15 protein-coding genes are annotated in these 19,239 nt (G+C 72.6%); 5 read left to right on the top strand and 10 right to left on the bottom strand.

Annotation, left to right across the window (positions count from 1 at the left end; translation table 11 throughout):
* Positions 1-51 precede the first annotated feature (51 nt).
* The 5 genes from ABZ234_RS05185 to ABZ234_RS05165 all read right to left on the bottom strand — a co-directional run bounded on the left by ABZ234_RS05185 (position 52) and on the right by ABZ234_RS05165 (position 6,292).
* Entirely contained in the window at positions 52-1,458 is a 1,407-nt protein-coding gene (locus tag ABZ234_RS05185; RefSeq protein ID WP_267946312.1) for an NAD-dependent malic enzyme, read from the bottom strand.
* A gap of 368 nt (positions 1,459-1,826) precedes the next feature.
* Positions 1,827-2,600 carry a cytidylate kinase-like family protein gene (locus tag ABZ234_RS05180; protein WP_355011092.1) on the bottom strand — a complete coding sequence of 258 codons (774 nt, stop codon included), beginning with the start codon at positions 2,598-2,600 and terminating at the stop codon, positions 1,827-1,829.
* A gap of 240 nt (positions 2,601-2,840) precedes the next feature.
* The gene (locus tag ABZ234_RS05175; RefSeq protein ID WP_267946314.1) at positions 2,841-3,794 is read right to left on the bottom strand and encodes a tetratricopeptide repeat protein; all 954 of its coding nucleotides are present in this window, start codon (positions 3,792-3,794) and stop codon (positions 2,841-2,843) included.
* 172 nt (positions 3,795-3,966) lie between these two features.
* The gene (locus tag ABZ234_RS05170) at positions 3,967-5,697 is read right to left on the bottom strand and encodes a methylmalonyl-CoA mutase family protein (RefSeq protein WP_267946315.1); all 1,731 of its coding nucleotides are present in this window, start codon (positions 5,695-5,697) and stop codon (positions 3,967-3,969) included.
* Between the two features lie 73 nt (positions 5,698-5,770).
* Positions 5,771-6,292 (bottom strand): MarR family transcriptional regulator, encoded by a 522-nt coding sequence (locus tag ABZ234_RS05165; protein ID WP_267950494.1) that lies wholly within the window; start codon positions 6,290-6,292, stop codon positions 5,771-5,773.
* A 430-nt stretch (positions 6,293-6,722) separates the two neighbouring features.
* Between ABZ234_RS05165 and ABZ234_RS05160 the strand changes: the two genes are divergently transcribed.
* Complete coding sequence (locus ABZ234_RS05160; RefSeq protein ID WP_355011091.1) at positions 6,723-8,390, top strand: glycosyl hydrolase family 18 protein; 1,668 nt, start codon at positions 6,723-6,725, stop codon at positions 8,388-8,390.
* A gap of 321 nt (positions 8,391-8,711) precedes the next feature.
* Complete coding sequence (locus ABZ234_RS05155; protein WP_355011090.1) at positions 8,712-10,661, top strand: glycosyl hydrolase family 18 protein; 1,950 nt, start codon at positions 8,712-8,714, stop codon at positions 10,659-10,661.
* Between the two features lie 197 nt (positions 10,662-10,858).
* Here ABZ234_RS05155 and meaB read toward each other — a convergent pair whose 3' ends face one another.
* Together meaB and ABZ234_RS05145 are read right to left on the bottom strand one after the other, a co-directional pair.
* Entirely contained in the window at positions 10,859-11,806 is a 948-nt protein-coding gene (gene meaB, locus ABZ234_RS05150; protein WP_355011089.1) for a methylmalonyl Co-A mutase-associated GTPase MeaB, read from the bottom strand.
* 248 nt (positions 11,807-12,054) lie between these two features.
* A complete protein-coding gene (locus tag ABZ234_RS05145) occupies positions 12,055-13,242 on the bottom strand; it encodes an acetyl-CoA C-acetyltransferase (RefSeq protein WP_267946319.1) in 1,188 nt (395 codons plus the stop codon).
* An 86-nt stretch (positions 13,243-13,328) separates the two neighbouring features.
* On the opposite strand from ABZ234_RS05145, the gene mce reads away from it, so the two are divergent.
* Both mce and ABZ234_RS05135 read left to right on the top strand, forming a co-directional pair.
* Positions 13,329-13,787 (top strand): methylmalonyl-CoA epimerase, encoded by a 459-nt coding sequence (mce, locus tag ABZ234_RS05140; protein ID WP_267946320.1) that lies wholly within the window; start codon positions 13,329-13,331, stop codon positions 13,785-13,787.
* 423 nt (positions 13,788-14,210) lie between these two features.
* Positions 14,211-15,494, top strand: a complete 1,284-nt coding sequence (locus ABZ234_RS05135) for a DivIVA domain-containing protein (protein WP_267946321.1) — start codon at positions 14,211-14,213, stop codon at positions 15,492-15,494.
* A gap of 296 nt (positions 15,495-15,790) precedes the next feature.
* Here the strand turns inward: ABZ234_RS05135 and ABZ234_RS05130 are convergent, their stop codons facing one another.
* The 3 genes from ABZ234_RS05130 to ABZ234_RS05120 form a co-directional block, all read right to left on the bottom strand.
* Positions 15,791-16,531, bottom strand: coding sequence for an alpha/beta hydrolase (locus ABZ234_RS05130; RefSeq protein ID WP_267946322.1), 741 nt, complete (start codon positions 16,529-16,531; stop codon positions 15,791-15,793).
* A 132-nt stretch (positions 16,532-16,663) separates the two neighbouring features.
* Positions 16,664-16,993, bottom strand: coding sequence for an ATP/GTP-binding protein (locus ABZ234_RS05125; RefSeq protein WP_267946323.1), 330 nt, complete (start codon positions 16,991-16,993; stop codon positions 16,664-16,666).
* Between the two features lie 82 nt (positions 16,994-17,075).
* Positions 17,076-18,290, bottom strand: coding sequence for a 3-hydroxybutyryl-CoA dehydrogenase (locus ABZ234_RS05120; RefSeq protein WP_355011088.1), 1,215 nt, complete (start codon positions 18,288-18,290; stop codon positions 17,076-17,078).
* A gap of 239 nt (positions 18,291-18,529) precedes the next feature.
* Between ABZ234_RS05120 and nucS the strand changes: the two genes are divergently transcribed.
* Complete coding sequence (gene nucS, locus ABZ234_RS05115; RefSeq protein WP_267946325.1) at positions 18,530-19,207, top strand: endonuclease NucS; 678 nt, start codon at positions 18,530-18,532, stop codon at positions 19,205-19,207.
* Positions 19,208-19,239: the final 32 nt, after the last annotated feature.

The following is a 19,239-nucleotide window of genomic DNA, read 5'->3' as shown; positions in this document are numbered from 1 at the left end:
ACGCCCGGGTCCACCGCTCCCTCCCGCGGGGCGCCGCCCCCGGGTCCGGCGTCACTGGACCTGGTCGCGCAGCCCGCGCTGGGCGACCTCGCGCACCGCGGTCGCCACGTGGGTGGACAGGTCGGAGTGGAACACGCTGGGGATGATGTAGTTCGGGCCCAGCTCGTCCTCGCTGACGACGTCGGCGAGGGCCTCGGCGGCGGCGACCATCATGTCGGAGGTGACGTGGTGGCTCTGGGCGTCGAGCAGCCCGCGGAAGAAGCCGGGGAAGACCAGGACGTTGTTGATCTGGTTGGGGTAGTCGCTGCGGCCCGTGGCCACGACGGAGGCGTGCAGGTGCGCGACCTCCGGGTCCACCTCCGGGTCGGGGTTGGCCAGCGCGAAGATGATCGAGTCGTCGTTCATCTCGGCGATGTCCTCGCCCTCGAGCAGGTTGGGGGCGGAGACGCCGATGAAGACGTCCGCTCCGGCGACGGAGCCGCGGAGGTCGCCGCTGTAGCCCTCGGGGTTGGTGTGCTCGGCGATCCACCGGAGGTTGGGGTCCAGGTCGTCGCGCCCGGTGTGCACCGCGCCGCGGACGTCGCTGACGATGATGTCGCGGGCCCCGGCGTGCATGAGGAGCTTGAGGATGGCGGTGCCGGCCGCACCCGCGCCGGACATGGCGATGCGGACCTCGCCGAGCTTCTTGCCGACGACGCGCAGGGCGTTGCGCAGGGCGGCGAGCACGACGATGGCGGTGCCGTGCTGGTCGTCGTGGAAGACGGGGATGTCGAGCAGCTCGCGCAGGCGGGCCTCGACCTCGAAGCAGCGGGGCGCGGAGATGTCCTCCAGGTTGATCCCGCCGAACCCCGGGGCGATCACCTGGACGGTGCGGACGATCTCGTCCACGTCCTGGGTGTCCAGGGCGATGGGCCAGGCGTCGATGTCGGCGAAGCGTTTGAACAGGGCGGCCTTGCCCTCCATGACGGGCATGGCGGCCTCGGGGCCGATGTTGCCCAGGCCCAGGACGGCGGACCCGTCGGTGACGACGGCGACGCTGTTGCGCTTGATGGTCAGGCGGCGGGCGTCGTCCTTGTTCGCGGCGATGGCCTGGGAGACGCGGGCGACGCCGGGGGTGTAGGCCATGGAGAGCTCGTCGCGGTTGCGCAGCGGCACCTTCGACTTCATCTCGATCTTGCCGCCCAGGTGCATGAGGAAGGTCCGGTCGCTGACCTTGTGGACGACCACGCCCTCGACGGCGCCCAGCGCGTCGACGATGGCCTGCGCGTGCTCGGTGTCGCGGGCGGCGCAGGTGACGTCGATGCGGATGCGCTCGTGCCCGGCCGCGGCCACGTCCAGCGCGGTGATCATGCCGCCCACCTGCTCGACGGCGTTGGTGAGGCTGCCGACAGCGCTGCCCCCAGCGTCGAGTTCGAGGCGGACGGTGATGGAGTACGAAACGCTGGGAAGGGTGGCCACGTGTTGCTCCTCGGCTCTGGCTCGGTGTTGTGCGCCCGTCGGGCACGCGGACGGCCCCTCACGGGGACGCGCTGCCGGCGTCGGGGGACCCTCCCGCCGCGGGGCCGCGCCGCGCTCTCGCGGCCCGGCCGGGGCCCGGTGCGGTAGGCGCGTGCGCGGGGCGGCGCTCGCGTCCCGCCCGTGTGCGGGGCGAGGGTGTCCTGCGTGTCCGGTTCGCGCGGTCCCACCGTGGTGGCGGCCGCACGCGGACCTCGGTTGCGGGTGGGGGCTGGTCGGGACCCGGAACCAAGTCGCCTTACCTTACCCGAGTCAAGCGCCCACCGTCAGCACAAGGTGACAATTACCGCGATGGTAAAAAATCGCACAAATTACGACGAATCAGAAGTGTCGTCGGGGCGTCGGCCGGCCTGGGGCGGGAGGTCCCCGGCGGGGGCCGCCCGGTCCCCGGCGGCCCTCACGACAAGGTCGGTACAGGCTTCCAGGGACAGCGCCGAGGTGTCCAGGACCAGGTGGTAGTGGCGCGGGTCGGCGGGGTCGGCGCGGTAGAAGCGGCGCACGTACGAGGCCCGGGCGCGGTCGTTGTCGTCCAGCAGCCGCAGCGTGGGCACGCCCTCCCCCCAGCCGTGCCCGGAGCACTCCTCCCGGGCGCCCGCCTCCCACAGGGCGCGGGCCCTGCGCAGGCGCGCGTCGCGGTCGCCGTCCAGGCGCACGTGCAGGGCGGCGGGGTGGTCGGCGAGGACGACGGCCCCGGCGCGCCCGAGGACGACGCCGCCGCTGTGGGCGACCTCGCCGATGACGAGTTCGGTCTGCTCCACGAACTCGTGGTCGTAGAGGAGTCGCCCCTCCTCGTCGGTGGTGCCGATGAAGGCGGTGTCGACGCTTCCCAGCGTGACGGTGGGAAGGCGTGCGGCACTGGCGAGGAGGCGTTCGAGCCCTCCGGGGGCGCGGTCGTCGCGCTGGAGGACCTCGTCCAGGGAGCAGCCGATCTGGGCCGCCACGGCGCTGGGGATCGCGCGGTCGAGGAAGGCCACGCCCAGCCGTGCGGCGACGGCCGGCCCCACCGCGCTGCCTCCCGCGCCGTAGGTGGCCGAGATCGTGACCACGGGCTCGCCGGTCCTGCGGGGGTCGTCGTCGCTCGCCATGGGACACCTGCCGGGTCGACCTGCGGGCCGTGCCGGCCCGCCTCTTGCGGACTCTTTACCCAGGCGGCGGCGGACCACCCGTGATCGCCCGCGCAAGAAAGCGCCGGTTTTCCGCGGCCCCCGGACCGGTCGGCGGACCTCCGTGGCCGGTTCCGGACGGAACCCGCCGGGGTCCGCCCGTGCCGGTCCCGGTCGGAGCGACCGGGGCCGGCACGGGCGGACCGCTCCCCCGCTCCGTCCTCAGAACAGCGCGGAGGTGAGCTTGCGCCGGGCCGCGCCCACACGCGGGTCGCCCGGGGGCAGCAGGTCGAACAGCCCCAGCAGGTGCTGGCGCGCCCGGTCGCGGTCCTTGTCGCGCGTCGCCCTGACCGTGGCGACGAGGCGGTCGAAGGCGTCCTCGAACTTGCCTCCGTACATGTCGATGTCGGCCGCGGTGGTCTGCGCGTCCACGTCCGCCGGGTCGGCGTCGGCGGCCGCACGGGCGGCGTCCGGGTCGACGTCCTGGAGGCGCCCCACCAGGCGCACCTGGGCGAGCTTGCTCCTGGACTCGGTGTCGCCCGGGTCGGCCTCGACGGCCTTGGCGTAGACGGCCGCGGCGGCGTCGAAGTCGCCCCGGTCCAGGGCCTCCTGGGCCTCGGCGTCCACCGGGCGGCCCTGGGGCGCCTCCGGCTGCGCGCCGGCGGCGTCCTCGGGCCCCGGCTCCCCCGCGAGGGTTCCGGGGTGGCCCGGGGGCAGCGCGCCCTGCTCCTGGAGGGCGGCGAACGCCTCGGTGAGCCAGCCGGTGAGCTGCTCCTCGGTCGCCGGGCCCGCCGGGCCGGGCAGGAGCTGCCCCTGGACGGCCACGATGATCATCGGGGCCGTGGGCACCCGGAGGGCCTGGACCAGCTGAGGGCTCGCGTCGCTGTCGACCTTGGCGAGGAACCAGTTCCCGCCGGAGGCCGCCGAGAGCTTGTCCAGGACGTCCTCGAACTGCTTGGACTGGTCGGACCAGCCGGCGAGGACGGCCAGCACGACGGGAGCGGTCATGGACCGCTCGAGGACCTGGGCCTGGAAGGAGGACTCGTCGACGTCGAAGGCGTAGGGGTTGGATCGACCCGCCGACTCCGCCGCACGCTGTTTGGCCTCGCGTTCCATGGCCGCCTTGCGCGCGCCGAGGTCAACGGCACTGTTCGGTGAAAAGTCCGAAGGCTGCATGCTTCCATCCTGCCGTATCCGCGGGGAGGGCGTGGACCGCCCGCGAAGGGGCCGGGCCGTGTTCGGCCGAACACGGCCCGGGGGCGGGCCTCCCCTCCTGCCCCCGCGTGACGAACGACGGGCCCCGCCGGAGGGTTCCGGCGGGGCCCGTGCGGATCGTGGGAGCCCGGTCTCAGAAGCGCGGGTCCTCGGTGTAGGTCCCGAACTCCTCCCCCATCGTCGCGCAGATCTCGCCCATCGTGGCCTCGGCCCGGGCGGCGTCCATGATGAGGGGGATCAGGTTGCGGTCGTCCGCGCGGACCCCCTCCAGGAGGGCCGCCAGCGCCGCGTCCACGGCGGCGCCGTCGCGGCGCGACCGGCGCTCGGCCAGCTCGCGCTTCTGCTCGTGCTCCACCTCGTGGCTGATCCGGAGGATGTCCAGTTCGCCGGAGACGGTGCCGGTGTGGCAGTTGACCCCCACGATCCGCTTGTCGCCCTTCTCCAGGGCCTGCTGGTACTGGAAGGCCGACTCGGCGATCTCCGAGCTGAAGTAGCCGTTCTCGATCCCGGCGAGGATGCCCGAGGTCATCGGGCCGATCGCGTGCTCGGCCCCCTCCCCGCCGCCCATCCGCAGGATCTCCGCGAAGATCCGCTCCGCCTCGGCCTCCAGCTCGTCGGTGAGCGCCTCCAGGTACCAGGAGCCGCCGAGCGGGTCGGCCACGTTGACGACTCCCGTCTCCTCCATGAGCACCTGCTGGGTGCGGAGGGCGATCTCGGCGGACTGCTCGGTCGGCAGCGCCAGGGTCTCGTCCAGGGCGTTGGTGTGCAGGGAGTTCGTGCCGCCGAGCACCGCGGCGAGGGCCTCGACCGCGGTCCGGACCACGTTGTTGTAGGGCTGCTGGGCCGTGAGGGAGACGCCGGCCGTCTGGGTGTGGAACCGCAGCCACTGGGCCTTCTCCGTGCGGGCGCCGTAGACGTCCCTGAGGCGGCGCGCCCAGATGCGCCGGGCGGCCCGGAACTTGGCGATCTCCTCGAAGAAGTCGATGTGCGCGTCGAAGAAGAACGACAGCCCGGGCGCGAACGCGTCCACGTCCAGCCCCCGCGAGAGGCCGAGCTCGACGTAGCCGAAGCCGTCGGCGAGCGTGTAGGCGAGCTCCTGCCCGGCCGTGGCCCCGGCCTCGCGGATGTGGTAGCCCGACACCGACAGCGGTTTGTACGCGGGGATGTGCTCCGCGCAGTACTCCATGAGGTCGCCGATGAGCCGCAGCTGGGGCTCCGGCGGGTACAGCCACTCCTTCTGGGCGATGTACTCCTTGAAGATGTCGGTCTGGAGCGTGCCGTTCAGGGTGCGGGTGTCGACGCCCTGGCGCTCGGCGGCGACCAGGTACATGCAGAACGCCGGGACGGCGGGGCCGCTGATGGTCATCGAGGTCGTGGTGGCGCCGAGGGGGATGCCGTCGAAGAGCAGGTCCATGTCGGCCACGGAGTCGATCGCCACCCCGCAGTGGCCGACCTCTCCCAGGGCGTGGGGGGAGTCCGAGTCGTGGCCCATGAGGGTGGGCATGTCGAACGCGACCGAGAGCCCGCCGCCGCCGGAGGCCAGGATCATCTTGTAGCGCTCGTTGGTCTGGCGGGCGTTGCCGAAGCCGGCGAACTGGCGGATGGTCCACGCCCGCCCCCGGTAGCCCGTGGAGTGGAGTCCGCGCGTGAAGGGGAACTCGCCGGGCCAGCCGACGCGCTCGAAGCCGGGCACCTCGGCCCCGGGCGCGGGCCCGTAGACCGGCTGCAGGGGGCGCCCGGACAGGGACGTGAAGTCGGCGTCGCGTGTGCGCGCGGAGTCGTAGCGGCGCTGCCAGCGCTCGCGCCCGGCCTCGATCTCCTCGGCCCCGCCGCCGTCGGTGGGGTCGCTCGTGGTGTTCGCCATGACGAAATAGTAGGACGTCCAACTAAATATGTACAGGGACGACACCTGCGGCGCCCCGCCCGGAGCGTGCGGTTCAGCGACCCTCGGCGGCCCCGGACACGGGTTCGGGGAAGTCGCCGAAGTCCACCCTGAGCTTGGTGAACGTCTCGTGCATGCGCCACAGCTCCTCGTCGGAGTAGCAGCCCAGCCCGAAGTCCATGCCCAGCAGCGCCCGGGTCGCCTCCTCGGTGACGGCGCGCCCGGTGTCGGTGATGTCGGCCAGCACGCCGCGGCCGTCGCTCGGGTTGGGGCGGCGGCGCACGAAGCCCTGCCCCTCCAACCGGTCGATGGTGTTGGTGACGCTGGTCGGGTGCACCATCAGGCGCTCACCGATCTTGCCCAGGGGCAGGGAACCGGAGGCGCTGAACGTGAGCAGGACGAGGGCCTCGTAGCGGGCGAAGGTCAGACCGAACGGCTTGAGTGCACCGTCCAGCTCGCCGATCAGGATCTGCTGCGCGCGCATGACCGAGGTGACCGCCGCCATCGCGGGCGAGGCACCCCATCTGCGCGTCCAGTTGTCGTGTGCGCGCTCGATCGGGTCGAACGGAAGATTCAACGGGTTTCCCACGCCGTCACTCTAGGGCGTACCCGGAGGGCGCCGTCCGCCACGAGGGACGACCACCCGCCGTAGCATTCGCACGACGCGGAGTCAATGGCTTCCGGTGGCCACAAGGGGACACGGGCACCCCAGGAGGCCGGTCCACCCCTCCAACTCGGAAAACCCGAAACCACGGCGGATGGTCTCCAGAAAGTTCACGGGAGGCCGTTGACGCCACCCGTAATTATTAGTTAAGTTTCCTAAAAATTTATCCCCCCACGTCAGAGGCACCGGAACGTTTTCCAGGACCTCACTTCACTCGTGGACCACCCCTGCCGGAAGACCGCGCAGGCGCCCTCCGACCGACCGGCCGCAGCCCATCCCACCCGCTCCGCGGTGCGACGGTCATCCCCCCGCCCCCCCGCTCATGACCAGGAGATCTCCCGACGTGAGAGCACGACGTTCCGGCACCCTGCTCGCGGCCCTCGCCGCAGCAGTGCTGGCCGCCCCACTGGCGGCGGCACCTTCCACCGCCGCCGCAGAGGAGGCCGACGCCTCCGACCTCACGGTCACCTACGTCGAGTCCGCCCGCTGGAACACCGGCTACACCGGTGAGATCACCGTCCACAACGCCTCGGACACCCCCGTGAGCGACTGGACCGTCGAGTTCGCGCTGCCCGACGGCAGCCGCATCCACGAACTGTGGAACGCGAGCCTGGCGGGCACGGCCGAGGGCTACACGATCACCCCGCCGCGCTGGGGCGCCACCGTCCCCGCCGGCGGCGAGTACTCCTTCGGCTTCAACGGCCTGCACGCCGACGGAGGCACCGACCCCGTCGGCTGCCTCGTCAACGGCTCACCCTGCTCCGGCGGCGAAGGCCCCTCCCACGACAGCTACTCCGTCGCCTACTTCACCCAGTGGGGACCGAGGGAACGCGACTACCACGTCCGCGACCTCGTCGACAGCGGCAGTGCCGAGAAGCTCACGCACGTCCAGTACGCCTTCGGCAACGTCAGTGCCGAGGGCGAGTGCGTCATGACCGACGAGGAGGGCCAGGGCGACGCCCTCGCCGACTACGGCCACCCCGTCCCCGCCGACCAGAGCGTCGACGGCGTCGCCGACGACCCCGCCCAGCCGCTGCGCGGCAACTTCAACCAGATCCTCGAGCTCAAGGAGCAGTACCCCGAGCTGGCCGTCAGCATCTCCCTCGGCGGCTGGGAGTGGTCGCGCCACTTCTCCGACGCCGCGCTGACCGCGGAGTCCCGCGAGAAGCTCGTCAGCTCCTGCATCGACCTCTACCTCCGGGGCGACCTCCCCGAGCTCAACGGCGCGGGCGGCGAGGGCGCCGCCGCGGGCGTCTTCGACGGCATCGACCTCGACTGGGAGTGGCCCGGCTCCGACGGCAACCCGCACAACGTCGTCCGCCCCGAGGACAAGGAGAACTTCACCGCCCTCGTGCAGGAGTTCCGCGACCAGATGGACGAGCTCGGCGCCGAGGACGACCGCCACTACGAGCTGACCGCCTTCCTGCCCGCCGGCGGCTGGCGCCTGGACGCCGGCTTCGAGCTGGACGAGCTGATGCCGAACTTCGACTTCGTCACCGTCCAGGGCTACGACTACCACGGCACCTGGGAGTCGGTCACCAACCACCAGTCCAACCTCGTCACCGACGCCCGCGACCCCGAGCCGGTCATCTCCGCCGAGCTCATCCACCAGGCCTACATCGACCGCGGGGTCGACCCGGCCAAGCTGGTCCTGGGCATCCCCTTCTACGGGCAGGGTTGGACCGGCGTGGAGCCCGGCCCCGACGGCGACGGCCTCTTCCAGCCCGCGACCGGCCCCGCGCAGGGCACCCACGGCACGGGCACCGAGGACTGGAAGGTCCTCCGCGGACTCACCGACGAGGGCTACGAGCTGTACCGCAACGACGAGGCCGGGACGGCCTGGCTCTACGACGGCCGGACCCTCTGGACCTACGACGACGAGACCGCGGTCGCCCAGAAGACCGACTGGGCCCAGGCCCAGGGCATGGGCGGCGTGATGATCTGGTCCATCGACGGCGACGACGCCGAGGGCAGCCTCATGGCGGCCATCGACGCGGCGCTGGCCGACTGACCCCTCGAACCCCCGGTCCGGCGTCCCCGGACCGGGACCGGGCGGCGTCGGTGCTCTGATCCGGGGAGCACCGCCGCCACGGCCGGCGCGGACCGATGTGCGACGGTCCGCGCCGGCCCCTCCCCCACCCCTCCTCCACCCCACGGGAGGACCCGCCATGCCCCTGCCACGCACACGCCACCGCTCACGCGCACCCCCGCCCCGGTCCCTGTCAGCTCCGATCACCGCACTCCCTGGGCGCACACCCCCGGCCGAGCGCCGCCCGAGACACTCCCACGGCGAACGGCACCCCCCACACCGCTCACGCTCCAGGAGCAACCAGTGAGAGCACGACGACTCAGGAACCGCCTCGCGGCACTCGTGGCCGCCGTCATCGCCGTCCCCCTCGCCCTGTCCGCCACCCCCGCCGCCGCGGACACCGCCGGCGTCACGGTCACCTACGTGGAGACCAGCCGCTGGGAGACCGGCTACGGCGGACAGATCACCATCTCCAACACGTCCGACACCCGCCTGACCGACTGGTCCGTCGAGTTCGGGCTCCCCTCCGGCACCGCCATCACGTCCCTGTGGAACGCCACCCTGGCCCGGTCCGGCGGGACCCACACCCTCACCCCGCCCTCCTGGGGCGCCGACGTCCCGGCCGGCGGCAGCTACTCCATCGGGTTCAACGGCACCCACAGCGGCGGCGACACCGCCCCCGTGAACTGCCTGATCAACGGCAACAGCTGCTCCGGCGAGCCCGGCGCGCCCGACACCGAGCCGCCCACCGCCCCGGCGGGGCTGACCGTCACCGGCACCACCTCCACCACCGTGACCCTGGGATGGCAGGCGGCGACGGACGACGTCGCCGTCACGGGCTACGAGGTCCTCTCCGGCGGACAGGTCGTCCGCGCCGTCACGACCGAATCCGCGACCGTCACCGGGCTGGCGCCCGCGACACAGCACTCGTTCACGGTGCGCGCCTACGACAGCTCCAACAACCGGGGGCCGGAGACCGCGGCCGTGACGGCCACCACCGACGCCGGGGGCGGTCCCACCGATCCTCCCCAGGAGCGCCGCGTCGCCTACTTCACCCAGTGGGGCATCTACGACCGGGGCTACCTCGTCCGGAACCTGGAGACCTCCGGCACCGCCGAGAAGCTGACCCACATCAACTACGCGTTCGGCAACATCAACGCCAACGGCGAGTGCTTCATGGCCAACCAGCTCGGCCAGGGCGACGCCTGGGCCGACTACGGGCGCTCCTTCACCGCCGACCAGAGCGTCGACGGCGCGGCCGACACCTGGAACCAGTCCCTGCGCGGCAACTTCAACCAGATCCTCAAGCTCAAGGAGATGTACCCCGACCTGAAGGTCAACATCTCCCTCGGCGGCTGGACCTGGTCCGAGCACTTCTCCGACGCCGCCCTGACCCCCGCCTCCCGGGAGCGCATGGTCTCGTCCTGCATCGACCAGTTCCTGCGCGGCAACCTGCCGCTCTTCGACGGCGCGGGCGGCCCCGGCTCCGCCGAGGGCGTCTTCGACGGCATCGACCTCGACTGGGAGTGGCCCGGCTCGGCCGGGCACGAGCACAACACCATCCGCCCGGAGGACAAGGAGAACTTCACCGCCCTCGTCTCGGAGTTCCGCACCCAGCTGGACGCCCTCACCGCCGAGACCGGCCGTCCCTACGAGCTGACCTCCTTCATGCCGGCCGACCCCAGGAAGATCGACCTCGGCTTCGAGATGCAGCCGCTCATGGCCGACTTCGACTTCATCACCGTCCAGGGGTACGACTACCACGGCGCCTGGGAGAACACCGCCAACCACCAGTCGAACCTCGTGACCGACGCCGCCGACCCCGGCCCCGACGTCTACTCCACGCAGACCACGGTCCAGGCGTACCTCGACCGCGGCGTCGACCCGGCCGACATGGTCCTCGGCGTCCCCTTCTACGGCCGCGGATGGACCGGGGTCTCCCCCGGGCCGAACGGCGACGGGCTCTTCCAGCCCGCCACCGGAGCGGCCCCCGGCCGCTACGAGGCGGGGATCCAGGACTGGAAGCTGCTCAAGGACCTGACCGGCTACCAGCTGCACCGTGACGACGCGTCCGGGACGGCCTGGCTCTACAACGGCTCCACCTTCTGGAACTACGACGACGAGATCTCCATGGCCCAGAAGACCGACTGGGCCCAGGCCAACGGCCTCGGCGGAGTGATGATCTGGTCCGTCGACGGCGACGACGCGAACGGCAGCCTCATGAACGCCATCGACACGGCGCTGGCCGACTGACCCCGGCCGGCACCGGACCCGACAGGGCCCGCCCCCCGGCCGGGGCCGGGCGGGGCCGTCGCGGACAGCCGTCCGCGGCGGCCCCGTCGCCGCCCCCGGGGCGGCGCCCCACCGACGCCGCCCGGCCGCGGAGGCCGCGCCCGGCCGTGTCGGACGGCCCCGACCGCCGCACGGCGGGGCGGGCACCCCCGCACGCCCTACGCCCCGAGCTCCTCCAACAGCACCTCGGCAGCGGCGTACGGGTCGCTCCGCCCCTCGGCCACCTCCCGGGCGAGCGCGTCCAGGCCGGTCTCCTCCCCGAGGCCGCCCAGACGGGAGCGCAGGCGCTCCAGCACGATCGCCTGGACCTCGGCCCTCGCCCGGGCCCGGCGGCGCACGGCCAGCCCGCCGGTCGCCTCCAGGTGGGCGAAGTGCTCCTCCACCCGCTCCCACAGCTCGGCGACGCCCTCGTCCTCCGCCGCGACGGTCATGACGATCGGCGGCTTCCACTCGTCGTCGGCGCGGTCCTTCATCGCGACCATCTGGCGCAGCTCGCGCAGGGTCACCCTCGCCCCGTCCCGGTCCGCCTTGTTCACGGCGAACACGTCGGCCACCTCCAGCACACCGGCCTTCGCCGCCTGCACCGCGTCCCCCATGCCGGGCGCGGACAGCACCACGGTCGTGTCGGCCCGGCCCGCGATCTCCACCTCGGCCTGGCCCACGCCCACCGTCTCGACCAGGATCACGTCGAACCCGGCGGCGTCCAGCACCCGCAGCGCGTGGGGGGTGGCCCAGGACAGCCCGCCCAGGTGTCCCCTGTTGGCCATGGAGCGGATGTAGACGCCCGGGTCGGTGGCGTGCTCCTGCATCCGCACGCGGTCGCCGAGCAGTGCGCCCCCCGTGAACGGGGACGAGGGGTCCACCGCCAGGACGGCCACGGTCAGGCCCTTGGCCCGCACGGCGCGCACGACGGCGTTCGTGGTCGTGGACTTGCCCACGCCCGGCGAGCCGGTGAACCCGACCACCCTCGCGCGCCCGGTGCCGGGGGCCAGGCCCGCCATGATCGCGCTCAGTTCCTCGGCCCCGTTCTCGACGAGGGTGATCGCGCGGGCCAGGGCCCGGCGGTCACCCTTCCGAACCCGTTCGACCAGCTGGGGGGCGTGCATGGGACTCCTAGGTGTCGGCAGGAGCAGGACGGGGCGAGGGCTCGTGGCCCCCGCCCCGCCGCTGTCGGGTGCGTCGCGCGCTCCGGGGCTCCCCCGGGCGCGGTGTGTCTTCGGAACAGTGTCTTCGGACGCGCCGCCCCCGCCGGGATCCGCCACGCGGGCGGCCGGGGGTCGCCCGGGACCGCGCGCGGGCCGGGGGGACGGGCGTCCGGCCCCTGTGGCGCACGGGGCGCCCGGGGCCGGGCGCGCTACTCGGCGGGAACCGTGAACAGCAGGGCGTCGCCCTGGCCGCCGCCCCCGCACAGGGCCGCGGCGCCGAAACCGCCTCCGCGGCGGCGCAGCTCGTTGACCAGGTGCAGCGCGATGCGGGCCCCGGAGGCGCCGATCGGGTGGCCGATCGCGATCGCGCCGCCGTTCACGTTGACGATGTCCTCGGAGACGCCCAGGTCCCTGATGGACTGCAGGCCCACCGCGGCGAACGCCTCGTTGATCTCGATCAGGTCCAGCTCCTCCACGGACCTCCCGGCCTTGGCCAGCGCGTGCCGGATCGCGTTGGACGGCTGGGAGTGCAGCGAGTTGTCCGGGCCCGCGACGTTCCCGTGGGCGCCGATCTCGGCGAGGACCGGGACGCCCAGCTCCTCCGCCCTGGCCCGGCTCATCACGACCACCGCGGCGGCGCCGTCGGAGATCTGGGACGACGAGCCCGCCGTGATGGTGCCCTCGCTGTCGAAGGCCGGGCGCAGCTTGCCCAGCCCCTCCGCCGTGGTGCCGGGCCGCACGCCCTCGTCGGCGGCGAACACGACCGGGTCGCCCTTGCGCTGGGGGATCTCCACGGGGACGATCTCCGCGTCGAAGTACCCCGCCTCCGCCGCTGCGGCGGCCCGCTGGTGCGAGCGGGCCGAGAACTCGTCCTGCTCGCGGCGGCCGATGCCGAGCTTGGCGTTGTGCCGCTCCGTGGAGGCGCCCATGGAGTCGCCCTCGAAGGCGTCGGTCAGACCGTCGTGCGCGGTCGCGTCCAGGACCTCGATCGACCCGTACTTGTAGCCCTTGCGGGACTTGGGGAGCAGGTGCGGGGCGTTGGTCATGGACTCCATGCCCCCGGCCACCACCACGTCGAACTCGCCCGCGGAGATGAGCTGGTCCGCGAGGGCGATCGCGTCGAGGCCCGACAGGCAGACCTTGTTGATCGTCACCGACGGCACGCTCATGGGGATGCCCGCCTTGACGGCGGCCTGGCGCGACGGGATCTGCCCGGCGCCGGCCTGGAGCACCTGTCCCATGACCACGTATCCGACCTGTTCGCCGCTGATGCCCGCGCGTTCCAGGGCGGCCTTGACGGCGAAGCCGCCGAGATCGGCGGCGGAGAACCCGGCGAGGGAGCCGAGGAGTCTGCCGGTGGGGGTACGCGCCCCACCGACGATGACGGAACCGGGCATCGTAACTGGCCTCCAAGTGATGGGTGACGCACCTGGTCTGCAACGATACCCACACCGCCGTCCTCGACCCTCGGGAGGTTCACGACATGGGCGAAGCACCCGGCCCGGCCAGCGCGTTCCCCGGCCTCACCCGCCTCGACCACGTGGGGATCGCGTGCCGCGACCTCGACGCGTCCATCGCGTTCTACAGGAGGACCTACGGCTTCGAGGTGGAGCACGAGGAGGTGAACGAGGAACAGGGCGTCCGCGAGGCGATGCTCCGGATCAACGGCACGGACGACGGGGGCGCCACGTATCTGCAACTGCTCGAACCCACCCGCGACGACTCCCCGGTCGCGAAGTTCCTGGAACGCAACGGCGAGGGGGTGCACCACATCGCCTTCGGCACGTCCGACGTCGCGCGGAGCGCCGAGGGGATCGGCGCACGCGGGGTGCGTGTGCTGAACCCCGAGCCCCGCACCGGGACGGCCGGGTCCAGGATCGTCTTCCTCCATCCGAAGGACAACGGGGGCGTGCTCACGGAGTTGGTGCAAACCGCGCACTGACGCGGACGCGATTCCGAAACGACGTCACAAGGGCGTTCCGGACACATCACATCTTGAGTTCCAGCCGCACGGCTGACCTCAGACCCCGGCGGAAGTTACACGAAACCCTCTTCCCAGGGGTTCCACGCTTGATAAAGTCGGCTAGCTGCCGGATGTGTTTTCCGGAGCTGGTCCATGTCTTGCAGTCCGGTGGTCGAGCCGGGTGGGCCGTCACACCGTGCCGCCGTGTCGTGATGGCATGGCGTACGCGGACGACATCGGAGGCGGTCAGGGGCTGCCGGGCCCGCCGCACCGGTCCACCGCCCCCCGGTTCGCACACCCCCTCCGGACACGCCCGTCCACCGGGGACGGCGCCACCGCCCCCATGTCGTCCCCGGTCCGTTTGCAAGTTAGCCGTCTCGCACCCGTTCAGGATTCCGCCACATGCCGTCAAACAACATTGACACCCAGCTCAACAACATCTTCGACGAAGACAACACCCCGCCCGAATTCGACGTGGTGCTGCGTGGCTATGACCGCACCCAGGTGACGGACTACCTGGACGGCCTGCGCAACGAGGTCAAGCAGAACAGCAAGCAGATCGAGAAGTTCAAGGCCGAGCTCACCTCCAAGAACCGTCAGCTCCAGGAGCGGGAGCGCCCCTCCTACTCCGGCCTGGGCTCGCGGATCGAGGAGCTGCTGCGCCTCGCGGAGGAGCAGGCCAACGAGCTGGTCCAGAGCGCGCAGATCGACGCCAACGACATCCGCTCGGCCGCCAAGATCGAGGCCGCCGAGATGCGCGCGGCCGCCGAGTCCGAGGCCACCGAGGTCCGGACCCTCGCCCAGCGCGAGGCCGACGAGCTGCGGCAGACCGCCGAGGCCGAGGCCGAGGAGATCAGCACCACGGCCCGCCGCGAGGCCGACGAGCTGGCCTCCACCACCGAGCGCGAGGTCCAGAAGAAGCGCTCCGCGGTCGACCACGAGATCGCCGAGAAGCGCGCCACCTTCGAGGGCGAGATCGCCAAGCTGCGCACGACCACCGAGCGCGAGTGCGCCCAGGCCCGTGCCGCCGCCAAGCGCGAGCGCGACGAGACCATCCAGTCGGCCAAGAGCCAGGCCGAGGAGCTGCGCAAGAACGCCGAGCGCGCGTTCGCCGAGTCCGAGGCCCGCCGCACCGAGACCGAGGACCAGTTCGAGCTCCAGCTGGCCGACCGCCGCGCCGAGGCCGAGCGCCAGGACGCCGAGCGCCTGGCGGCCGCCCAGGCCGCCACCCAGAAGATGGTCAACGAGGCGGAGGAGCGGGCCTCCAGCGCCGAGCAGCGCGCCACCAAGGCGAGCCAGCAGGCGGAGCAGACCCGCCGCGACGCCGAGAACCACGCCAAGCAGCTGGTCGGCAACGCCAAGAAGAACGCCTCGCAGATCGAGGCCGAGGCCAAGTCGAAGTCGGAGCACCAGCTCAGCGACGCCAAGGCCGAGGCCAACCGGATCATGACGGCCGCCCGCAAGGAGGTCGACGAGCTCAACCGCCAGCGCGACAGCATCCAGTCGCACCTCCAGCAGCTGCGCCAGCTGCTCGGTGGCGGCGCCGCCCCGGCTCCGGCCCCGGTCGCCCCCGCCGCCCCGGCCCCCGCCGCGATCGCCCACCAGGAGCCCGCCGCGGCCGAGGAGACCAAGCAGCCGGCGCACTCCGGCAAGGGCGCCGACGACGAGGACTGGTGGCAGGAGTAGCGCCCAGGCCGCACCGCGGCCGCCGCGTCCCCGCCCCGGGCGGAGCCGGTGAGCGCACGGAAGGGCCCGCCTCCCCCCGGGGAGGCGGGCCCTTCGCCGTCGAAGGCCCGTGACCTGCCACGCGGCCGACGGTGACGGCACGTTCCGCCCGTCCGTCCGGGCCCGCGCGGGCCGAGGCCGACGTGACCACCGGGGCCGGAGCAGCCGCAGGGGTCGATGTGGCTCAAGAGGCCCCCGGGATCGAGAACGCCTCCACGGGGAGACGTACGACTCATCTCCCCCGCGGGGGTCCGCTCCTACGCGAGGGTGCGGACGTCCTTCTCGTAGGGGCCGTCCCACTCGGTCGGCAGCGGGTACGCCTCCGGGCTGACCCTTCTGACGATCTCGTCGAGCACCCGGCGCACGTACGGCTCGCCCACCCACAGGTGCTTGGCCCCGTCCACACCGATCACCTCGGCCTGCGTGAGCGGCTTGAACCGCTCCCTGGCCTCGGCCGGGCGCAGGTAGTCGTCGTGCTCGGGGACCAGGGCCACCACCGGCTTGCCGGTCTCGGCCCACGCCGCCATGTCGGACTCGTCGGCGCGGTGCAGCGGCGGGGACAGCAGGAGGGCGCCCCGCACCTGCGGGTCTGCGCCCCACTTGAGGGCCAGCTCGGTGCCGAAGGACCAGCCGAGCAGCCAGGGCTCGGGCAGGCCCTCGAACTCCGTGAACTCGATGGCCGCGACCACGTCGTGGCGCTCGGTCTCGCCCTCGCCGAACTCGCCCTGGCTGGTGCCGTGGCGCGACGTTGTGCCGCGCGTGTTGAACCGGAGCACCGCGACGCCGGCCAGTGCGGGGAGCCGGAACGACGCCTTGCGCAGGACATGGCTGTCCATCATGCCCTCGGCGGTGGGCAGCGGGTGCAGGCACACCAGCGTGGCCACCGGGGCCCGGTCCTCGGGCAGGGCCAGCTCACCGACCAGCTCCAGGCCGTCGGCGGTGTGCAGGGTGATGGGTCGTCTCACGGCGGGCAGCACCGTGGTGGCTCGAATCTCCATGGCTCCTCGTCTCCTGGGTGGGTGGGCGCCCCGCGCGGCGGGCCTGCCGACGCGGGCCCGCGGGAGGCGGACCGGGGCGGGGTGTGCGCCGGGGCGGGGCGGACCGGGGGCGGGTCCTCCGGGCGGCCGGGCTCAGCGGCGCGGGGCCCGGGGGGAGCGGTGCGAACGCCGGTCCCAGCAGGAGGAGTGCCAGTGACGCCGGTCCCCGCCGTCGCCGTAGGGGCGCCAGGCCACCACGTGGGGCATGCCGGACGGGATCTCCTGCGCGCAGCCGGGGCACCGGTAGGCCTTGACGGCGGACGCCCCGGGGATACGACGTGTGACCCACTCCCCGTCCGGGCCGGCCTCGCGGCGCTGCCCGCCGGTGACGCGCAGCATGAGTGCGTCCTCGTCGGGGACCCCACCGGAGGAGTCACGGCCCCGGGTGGGTTTGCGGCGGGGGGAGTTTCGTCGCGGGCTCACACCGTCAAGGGTAGGAGAGAAACAGCAGTGGCCGCCGTCACACCGGCGACGGCGGCCACTGCGTGAGCGGGCCCGGAGCGGATCAGCCGTGGCAGGCGCAGCCGCCGCCGTGGCCCTGCCCCTCCTCGGCGTCGGGCAGCTGGTCCATCAGGAGCGGTGCGGGCACCGCGATCGTGGTCAGGCTGTACTCGCCCATCGCCATCAGGGTGGTGACCACGGACTCCGCGCCGCGGTCCGCCAGGAGCTCGGTCGGACCCTTGGGGTAACCGCAGCCGAACCGCATCGCGGTGTCGACGTCCTTGGCCGAGGCGTAACCGTCGCCGATCATGCGCAGGGCGTCGTCGATCTGCGGGGCGATGAGGATCTCCCCGAGGTCGAGGGTCTCCTCGTCCCGGATCATCTCGGCGTAGCGGCTCTCGGCCCGGGGCTCCGGCTCCTCGGAGCGGCCCTCGTGGAAGCCCAGGCCGGTCTTGCGGCCCAGCTGTCCCGCGGCGACCATGCGGCGCAGCAGCGGCGAGGCGGTGAAGCGCGGGTCGCGGTTCTCCTCCCACAGGACGTCCATGACGGCGAGGCACACGTCCAGGCCGACCAGGTCGGCGAGGGCGAGCGGCCCCATGGGCAGGTCCGCGGCCTTCTGGGCGGCGGCGTCGATCTCCGCGCGGGTGGCGATCCCCCGCTCGTACAGGCGGACGGCGTCGTTGATGTAGGGCACGAGCAGTGCGTTGGCGACGAACCCGGCACGGTCCCCGACCGCCACGGGCGTCTTGCCGATGCGCTTGGCGACCTCGGTGACCACGTCGACGGTCTCTTCGCCGGTGGACACCGTGGTGATCACCTCGACCAGCTTCATGACCGGCGCCGGGTTGAAGAAGTGCAGACCGACGACCTTCTCGGGCCGTCCGGTGAGCGCCGCGATCTCGGTGACCGACAGGGACGACGTGTTGGTGGCCAGGATCGTCCCGGGCGGACAGATCCTGTCCAGGTCCGCGAAGACGTCCTTCTTGACGTCCATCCGCTCGGGGACGGCCTCGACGACGAAGTCCGCGTCGGCGAGATCCTCCCGCGAGGTGGTGAACGTCAGGCGGGCGTCGATCCCGGAGCGTTCCTCCTCGGTGAGTTTGCCCTTGCTGACCGCGCGCGAGAGGGACTTGTCCATGTGGCTGCGGCCGCGGTCGACGGCGGCCTGGTCGATCTCGACCCCGATGACGTTGAACCCCGCGCGGGCGAACACCTCTGCGATGCCCGCGCCCATCGCGCCGAGTCCGACGACACCGACCTTGTCAAATTCCTGCACCATACGCCCAAGACTAAAGGGCGGGACCCCGTGGACGGCGCACGGGATGCCCCGGGCGGGCACTGCGTGCCGCGGGCGGCGCCGAAGCGCCGGCACCGAGGCGCTCCCCGCCTCCGGCGCGCCCCGGCCGCGTCCGGCCCCGGGCACGGGGAGGAGGGCCCCGGACCCGTCCGGGGCGGCCGCTCCCGGCGGGAGGGCGGTTCGGGTCCGCCCGCCCGCCGGAGGCGGTAACGTGGCGTTTCGTGCGTCTCGTCATCGCTCGGTGCAGCGTCGACTACGTCGGCCGGCTCACCGCACACCTGCCCATGGCTCCCCGGCTGATCCTCATCAAGGCCGACGGGAGCGTGTCCATCCACGCCGACGACCGGGCGTTCAAACCGCTGAACTGGATGAACCCGCCGTGCAAGCTCCGTGAGGAGACCGTCGAGGACGGGCCGGACCTGTGGACCGTCACCCACGGCAAGTCCGGCGAGAAGCTGGTGCTGACCGTCGAGGAGGTCATGCACGACACCTCCCACGAGCTCGGCAAGGACCCCGGCCTCCAGAAGGACGGCGTCGAGGCCCACCTCCAGGAACTGCTCGCCGAGCACATCACCACGCTGGGCGAGGGCTACACGCTCATCCGCCGCGAGTTCCCGACGGCGATCGGCCCGGTCGACATCCTGTGCCGCGACGCGGGCAACGCCACGGTGGCCGTCGAGCTGAAGCGCCGGGGCGACATCGACGGCGTCGAGCAGCTCACGCGCTACCTGGAACTGCTCAACCGGGATCCGCAGCTCGCCCCCGTGCGCGGCGTCTTCGCGGCTCAGGAGATCAAACCCCAGGCCCGCGTCCTGGCCGAGGACCGCGGCATCTCCTGCGTGGTGCTGGACTACGACGCGCTGCGCGGTATCGAGCCCGACGTCCTGCGCCTGTTCTGACCCCCTCCCGGCCGCCGCCCGCGGCGCCGGAC

The sequence above is a fragment of the Nocardiopsis sp. NPDC006198 genome (assembly GCF_040613895.1).
In the GTDB taxonomy this organism is placed as follows: domain Bacteria; phylum Actinomycetota; class Actinomycetes; order Streptosporangiales; family Streptosporangiaceae; genus Nocardiopsis; species Nocardiopsis tropica.
The sequence above is the reverse complement of the archived record's forward strand: the minus strand, read 5'-3'. Positions and strand labels throughout refer to the sequence as shown.